The sequence below is a fragment of the Ruegeria sp. AM9 genome, assembly GCF_056540565.1.
The window spans coordinates 1-550 of record NZ_JBQFWY010000058.1 but is presented as its reverse complement, the minus strand read 5'-3'; the positions used below and the strand labels follow the sequence as shown (position 1 = coordinate 550).

Genomic DNA, 550 nt, shown 5'->3' with positions numbered 1-550 from the left:
GACTTGCGAGCGGCAGGCAGGATTGATTGGTCGACCTCTTTATTGGCATTCATGTCCGTCCAATAGGATTGCCCTTGGTCCACGCGGATATGGTTAGTTCTTCCCCGATCACGCTTGATCAGGAACCCGTCCAAAGACCGAACCGAATAATGGTGCAAGCGCCCAAGCGAATGGTCAAACCCCCGCCAGGCTCGCCACCCCACCTTATCCGCCGGAAACAGCTTGCCACCAGCATCCGACCACGCAATGTCGGCCGCCGCTTCGTCTTCGAACCCTTTTGGGCGGTGCGGCCCAAAACGCGTGAATTTTCCATTGTTTCGAAACAGGGTTTTCAGGCCATACGCCCGACCCGAATGGTACGGATAAGGCTGATCCGCCATCGAGAACGCCTCGGTCACCGGTTTATCTTCGAAGCTGATATTCCCTGAACTGCCGAATAGCTTCCAGGCAAACGAAATAGCATCGACGGGCTGACCAGCCCTGTCCTCAACCTCGGCGATCAAAGCCCCGAATCCATTATCACCGCATCTGATGTTCCAGAACTCGTCCA

At 55.6% G+C, this 550-nt stretch carries 1 pseudogene; it reads right to left on the bottom strand.

Annotation, left to right across the window (positions count from 1 at the left end):
• Positions 1 to 503: pseudogene (locus ACR0DO_RS19570) on the bottom strand (glycosyltransferase family 2 protein); the annotation flags it as partial.
• Positions 504 to 550 lie beyond the last annotated feature (47 nt).